5 protein-coding genes are annotated in these 6,425 nt (G+C 71.6%); 3 read left to right on the forward strand and 2 right to left on the reverse strand.

The window, feature by feature from the left end; genetic code table 11:
- The 3 genes from TR49_RS39220 to TR49_RS39230 form a co-directional block, all read left to right on the forward strand.
- On the forward strand, nt 1-1,014 hold a 1,014-nt coding region (locus TR49_RS39220), incomplete at its 5' end, for an RHS repeat-associated core domain-containing protein (RefSeq protein WP_042391219.1).
- Nucleotides 1,015-1,307: 293 nt separating this feature from the next.
- On the forward strand, nt 1,308-2,081 hold the full coding sequence (locus TR49_RS39225; protein ID WP_084725868.1) for an ABC transporter ATP-binding protein: 774 nt from the start codon (nt 1,308-1,310) through the stop codon (nt 2,079-2,081).
- On the forward strand, nt 2,078-4,729 hold the full coding sequence (locus TR49_RS39230; protein WP_236653746.1) for an FtsX-like permease family protein: 2,652 nt from the start codon (nt 2,078-2,080) through the stop codon (nt 4,727-4,729). The genes TR49_RS39225 and TR49_RS39230 overlap by 4 nt, the downstream gene beginning before the upstream one ends.
- Nucleotides 4,730-4,787: 58 nt before the next feature.
- On the opposite strand, the gene TR49_RS39235 is transcribed toward TR49_RS39230, so the two are convergent.
- Nucleotides 4,788-5,429 carry a response regulator gene (locus TR49_RS39235; protein ID WP_042391221.1) on the reverse strand — a complete coding sequence of 214 codons (642 nt, stop codon included), beginning with the start codon at nt 5,427-5,429 and terminating at the stop codon, nt 4,788-4,790.
- Between the two features lie 42 nt (nt 5,430-5,471).
- A partial coding sequence (locus tag TR49_RS39240; RefSeq protein WP_042391223.1) for a sensor histidine kinase occupies nt 5,472-6,425 on the reverse strand: 954 nt, incomplete at its 5' end.

Raw genomic sequence — 6,425 nt, forward strand, 5'->3', positions numbered from 1 at the left:
ACCTCCACCGGACTGGTGGACATCGGCGCACGCAAGTACGACCCCACCACCGGCCGCTTCATCTCCGCCGACCCGCTGTTCCAGCCCGGTGAACCCCAATCGATCGGCGGCTACGCCTACGCCGGCGACAACCCGGTGAGCAGCTCGGACCCGACGGGCCTGAGCCCCACCTGGCAGCAGATCATCGCTGCGGTGGTGGCACTGACCGTAGTAGTGGTTGCAGCCGTAGTCGCCGCCGCAAGTCACTCGCATGGCACGTCGACTCTCTCGGCGTCGGCTTCGTACAAGCCGAAGGAGCCGACCTGCAAGCAGGGCTTCCACTACAACGGGCACGGCTGCGGACCCGACGGCGGTGTGGTCACTGCCGGTCTTGCTCAGGGAATCGACCCGACCGGAAAGCGCCCGCTCTTCCCCAGTGCCGACAACCTCTACGACCCGAACCAGTGTGTGGCGGTTTCCGACGATGACGGTCACTGCATCTACACCGAGTACACCGAGCCTGAGAACTGGATCGAGATGGAGAGCAACGGCATCTGCGACGGGATATCCGACGGAATGTGCCAGCTCGACATGGTCCCGAATCCGCACCCGAACAATGTCGGTGGCGCCGGAGTGCCCGGCGTCGTCAGCTCGGCGCACGGTCACATCCCCGACTGGTATCCGAGGCTGATGCACGATATCCAGTACGTGCCGGTCGTCGGAGACCTGGGTTCGATCACCATGCTCCCCCTCGACGTAGTGCAGGGCCATCCTGAGGCAGCGTTCGGCGACGCCTTGGGCCTCATTCCGTTCATGAAGGACGCCAGTGTTGGAGAGAAGATCGCCGACGGGCTCGCACATGACGTCGTGAGCGTCGTGATGAGCCTCAACCCCTACCCCTCGGGCATCAGGGGCGCCGTGATACCGCCCTCGCCGAGCCCCGGCCCGCCGCCACCCGGACCCTCGGCGTCCGTCACGCCGGCCCAGCCGGTCGTTCCGCCGCCGTCGGTCACACCGCCCCAGCCGACACCGTGACGCAGCCTTGATGATCGGGTAGCCCGCGGGGACGCCGGGCTGTCTCACGGCTGACGTCGGGTCCGACAGCGATCCGGCATCAGCCGTGAGATTCCGACAGCGGATCTGAGACGCCGTAACAGGCTTCCTCGCTCTCTCTTCGGACCAAGAGGTGGAGCTGGCTCCACCTCTTCCTACGTGCCTGTGCTGTCTCGACGGTTGGTGCTGGCAGGCTCCTCGTTCGCGCCCGTGATCCCTAGCGTCACAGGTGGTGGCTCTGGCCGCCTGACGTGGGACGGAGCAAGCGAGGAGCTATGGGACAGATCAAGTGGCGGAGCGACGATCCCGCCCTGGCGGTCACGACCGGGCAGGGGGATGCGTTGACTCTCGACAAGGTCAGCCGTAGGTATGGGAAGGTCGCGCCCGCGCTGGACGGGGTGAGCCTGAATGTGTCACGTGGGGACTTTCTCGCGGTGATGGGCCGGTCAGGTTCGGGTAAGTCCACGTTGCTGCAGTGCGCCGCCGGTCTCGAACGGCCCAGCAGCGGAACGGTGCTGCTCGGGGGGACGGATCTCGCGGGGCTCAAGGAGTCCGCGCTCAGTCGGCTGAGGCGGGACCGGATCGGCTTCGTCTTCCAATCCCTCAACCTGGTGCCGTCGTTGACGGTTCTGGAGAACACCGTGCTGCCGCTGATGCTGTCGGGGGCGGCGCGGCTGGAGCGGGGGCTGGCCGCACTGGCGTCGGTCGGATTGGCGGACCGCGCGCAGGACATCCCGGCCAGGCTCTCCGGTGGGCAGCAGCAGCGGGTGGCGGTCGCGCGGGCCCTGGTCACCGAACCGGAGGTGATCTTCGCTGACGAGCCGACGGCCGCGCTCGACCCGGTGACCGCCGATGAGGTCCTGGCGCTGCTGCGTTCGGCGGTGGATCAGCGAGGCCGGACGGTCGTCCTGGTCACCCACGACCCCATGGCCGCGCAGTGGGCCGATGAGGCGATCTTCCTCGACTCGGGCAGGATCGCGGGCCGCCTGGCACATCCGGAGGCAGGCGATGTCCGACAGGCACTTCGCGGGCTGGGACGGCAGCGATGACCACCGCAGCGATGAACACGGCGGGGAAGTGCCCGGCGGACCAGCGCGTCGGCAGGCCGCGGGTGCGGTGGCGGGAGGAGGGCCGCGCGGCCACGCGCCTGCTTGCCTCGCGTGCGCTGAAGACCCACCGCAGGGCATGGGCGTCCCTGTTCGTGGCGCTCGCGATGGTCTCGGCGCTGCTCGGCGGCGTGAGCCTGGCCATCGGCTCGGCCGCGCTCGGCCACGCCTCGGTGGACCGGTACCTCGCGGCGCCGGTGGTCGTGACCGGCAACCAGTCCACGCAGTACACGACGAAGCCCTGGGGTGACCCACCCACGACGGCGGCGGCTCCGCTCACCGAAAGGGTCGGTGTGCCGATCGGCACGGTCGACCTGTTGCGCTCGCTGCCGGAGGTGGGGTCTGTGGTCGCGGACGATGTCTTCACCGTGCCCGGGGTGCGCGCGGACAGCCGGACGGTGACCTCGGGAACAGTGGACCGGAACCAGGTTCAGGATCAGGTCCGGGACCAGGCGGTGGTCGGACGGCCCTGGCCGGCCGCCGCGTTGGCACCGTACGAGCTTCGTGAGGGTCGGGCCCCGGAACAGCCCGACCAGGTGGTCGCGGGCGCCGGCCTCGGTCTTCGAACCGGGCAGGAGCTTACGACGGGGACCGACGGCAGCTACCGGGTCGTCGGGGTGGCGGACGGTCCGCCGGCGCTCTACTTCACCCAGGACCGGGCGCAGCAGCTCGCGGGACACCCGGCCTCCGTCGACGCCATCGGGGTGCTGCCCGCCTCAGGTGTCCCGGCTCAGCACCTGTACACCGAGGTGCGGCACGCGCTGGACGCCGCCCACGTCCAGGACATGAGTGCGGGCCGGCGGGCTCCTGGGGATTCCTCGTCGCTGCGGGTGCTGACAGGTGACGGTCGTGGGAATGCCGAGTATCTGCCGACCGCGCCCGTCCAGGGCGAGCTGCTGGGGATGCTGGCCACGGTCTCCGGGCTGGTCCTCGTGATCGCGCTGCTCGTCCTGTCCTCCCTGGTGGCCCAGGTGCTCCAACAGCGCTCCGGTGAACTGGCCCTGCTGCGTGCGGTCGGGATGACGCCGCGCCAGCTGCGTTCCTCGGTCGGGAGGGAGGTCGTGCGGATCGCGGTGTGGGCCGCACTGGTGGGCGCGGGCGCCGCGGTACCGGCGTTCCTGGGACTGTGGCACCTGCTACGGGACCAGGGGGCGTTGCCGGACGGCCTCGAACTGCCCACCCCGCCGTGGCTGTTCACCGCGGTCCTGGTCACGGCGGGGCTGACGGTCGGTGCCGCGCGGTTGGTCGTCCCGTTCGCCTGCGGCCGACCGACCGGGCGCCCTGCGGAGCCGGGGACGGCCCGGCGCATCACCGGTCTGGTCCTGCTGTTCTGCGGGGTGAGCGCGGCGGGTGCCGCGACCCTGCAGAACAGCGACGCCGCCGCGGCCGCGGCGGGAACGGCGGCCGTGACCATGGTCGCCGCCTGCGCGGTGCTCGGGCCGTGGATCGCTCGCGGTGCGCTGCTGGTCCTGGGCGGACCGATGCGGCGGCTGGGCGGAGCGTCCGGCCGGCTCGCGGCTGCTGCCTGTGCGTCGGACAGCCGCCGGCTGGGCGCGGCGATCACCCCGATCGTGCTGGTGATCGCCTTCACCGCGGTCCAGTTCTCGGCGGGCTCGACGATGGTCCACGCGGGGGCCGCGCAGGCCGAGCGGGCGATGCGCGCCGAGTTCTCGGTGTCCGGCGCAGGCATCACGGCCCAGCAGGCCCTCAGGGTGCCGGGAGTCGTGGCGGCCACGGACATCCTGCCGGGCACGGTGATCCTGCCGCACACCTCGGCGGGCAGCCCGCTGCTGGACCGGCTGCCCGTACTCGGGGTCACCCCGGACGGGCTGGCCGGCACCCTGGACCCGGCGGTGACCGATGGCAGTCTCACCGATCTCGGACAGCCCGGCACCGTGGCGGTGGGCGCCGGACGCGCCAAGTCCCTCGACGTCGGGGTCGGTTCGACGGTGGCTCTGCGCTTCGACGACGGGCAGCAGCGGCGGCTGCGGGTGGTTGCGGTCTACGACCGCTCGCTGGCCCTGGGCGACTTCATGCTGGCGCACGACGAACTGGCGCGGCACATGTCTGCGCCGGCGGCTCAGCAGGTCCTGCTGGCAACGGTCCCGGGCACGGACCCGGGCGGTGTCCGGCTGGCGCTCCAGCGTCTCGACCACGGCGCGGGGGCACAGGTCCAGTCGCCCCCCGCGCCGATCCATCTCGCCGTCGAGGGGGCGCAGTTGAACAGCACCATGTCGACGGTGCTGATGGCAGCGATCGCCGCCCTCACCGTCATCGCGGTGTACAGCACACTCGCGCTGATCACGGTCGGACGCTGTCCCGAACTGGTCCTGCTGCGCCGCCTGGGCGCGAGCCGGGGACAACTGCGCCGGATGCTGCGGGTGGAGGCGGCAGCGGTCACCGCGACCGGCCTGGTGGTGGGCGCGGCCGTGGCCGCGTTCCCCCTGCTGGCCTTCACCCTGACCATCGCCCACAGTCTGCCGTATCTGCCGCCGACCGAGCTGGGTCTGATGGTGGCGATCCCGGTGCTCACCGGCTTCGCGGGCGTACTTGCCCCGGCCCGCCGGGTGCTGCGCCGCCGCACCGCCTGACCCGGAACGGCTCAGGAACACAGGGGTCAGGAACGCAGGTGCTCGGGACTGCCGGCGCTCAGGAGTTGAGGAAGGCGAGGACGGCCAGCACCCTGCGGTGCCCGGTGTCGCTCGGTGGCAGGCCCAGCTTCGCGAAGACGTTGCTGATGTGCTTGTGCACCGAGCGCTCCGTGATCACCAGTGCCTTCGCGATCGACGCGTTGTCCTGGCCCTGCGCCATCAGGCCCAGGACCTCGCGCTCCCTGGGGGTGAGGGCGTCCAGGGGATGGTCGCGGCGGCGCTGCATCAGTTCCGTCACCACCTCCGGGTCCAGCGCGGTACCGCCTGCCGCCACCCGTTCCAATGCGTCGAGGAACTCGTCGACCCGGCCTACCCGGTCCTTCAGCAGATAGCCGACACCCCGGGCGCCGCCGCTCAGCAGATCGGCGGCGTAGGTCTCCTCGACGTACTGGGACAGGACCAGGACCGGCAGGTCCGGCAGTTGCTCCCGGGCGGCGAGAGCCGCCCGCAGCCCCTCGTCGCGGAAGCCGGGGGGCATCCGGACGTCCAGCACGGCGACGTCCGGACGGTGCTCCAGCAGCAGTGGCAGTACCTCCGGACCGGTGGAGGCCGTGCCCACCACCTCGTGCCCCGAGGACGACAGGAGCAGTTGCAGCCCCTCCCGCAGCAGGACGTTGTCCTCGGCGATCACTACCCGCACGACGGTTCCCCTCGGAGACGGTCTACCTCTGAACCTGCGTGGTCACCACGCGCACGGCAGCTCCACAGTGATCACAGTAGGGCCTCCCGCCGGGCTGGTGATTCCCACGGTCCCGTCGAGCGCCGCCACCCGGCGACGCAGTCCGAGCAGCCCCGAGCCGTCACCGCTCGCCACGGCCCCGCCGCGCCCGTCGTCGCGCACCGAGATGCGGAGCATCCCGGGGGACCGGACCAGTTCCACCCGGGCCTGATCGGAGCCGCTGTGCTTGGCGGCATTGGTCAGCGCCTCCGCCACCGCGAAGTACGCCGCCGCCTCGACCGCCGCGGGCGCGCGCGGCCCGTCCTCGACTCCGCCGGCCTCGACGTCGACGGCCAGTCCGCTGCCCGCTGCCAGCGCACGGACGGCCCCCGCCAGTCCGCGGTCGGTCAGGATCGGCGGGTGAATGCCGCGCACGACATGGCGCAGTTCGGTCAGGGCCGTCTCGGCCTGGTCCTGTGCCTCCTCCAGCAGCCGTCGCGCGGTCGCCGGGTCGGAGTCGTACGCCCGACGGGCCAGGCCCAGCCGCATCGAAAGCGCCACCAGGTGCGCCTGCGCCCCGTCGTGCAGGTCCCGTTCGATCCGGCGTAGTTCCGCGCCGTGGGCGGCCACCGCTCCCGCCCTGGTGACGGTCAGCTGCTCGATCCGGTCGGCCGTGCCGGCGTCCGGGGCGGGCTGCAGCAGCAGGTGCGACCAGGACGCCTCCAGGTCGGCGAGCCGCCCGATCACCGGCAGCAGCACCGCATCGTTCCCGGCCGCGCCGCACCAGACGGCGTCGACCAGCAGCGCGGGCGCCCACAGCACCAGCGCCGCACTCATGAGCGCCATGCCGTAGACGAGGTCCGCAGCCATCCACACCATGTCGCGCGCCGTACCGGGATCACTGGCTGCCGTCCGCAACCGCGCTGACAGCGAGCCGGTCAGGGGCAGATACGCCTCCGGCAGCGGGTCCCCCGTCCA

It is taken from the genome of Streptacidiphilus melanogenes, from assembly GCF_000787835.1.
GTDB classification, from domain to species: Bacteria; Actinomycetota; Actinomycetes; order Streptomycetales; family Streptomycetaceae; genus Streptacidiphilus; species Streptacidiphilus melanogenes.

Excerpts from the sequence above, each read along its gene's own strand:
- TR49_RS39230 (WP_236653746.1), top strand. The coding sequence starts at position 2,078 with ATGACCACCGCAGCGATGAACACGGCGGGGAAGTGCCCGGCGGACCAG.
- TR49_RS39225 (WP_084725868.1), top strand. The coding sequence starts at position 1,308 with ATGGGACAGATCAAGTGGCGGAGCGACGATCCCGCCCTGGCGGTCACG.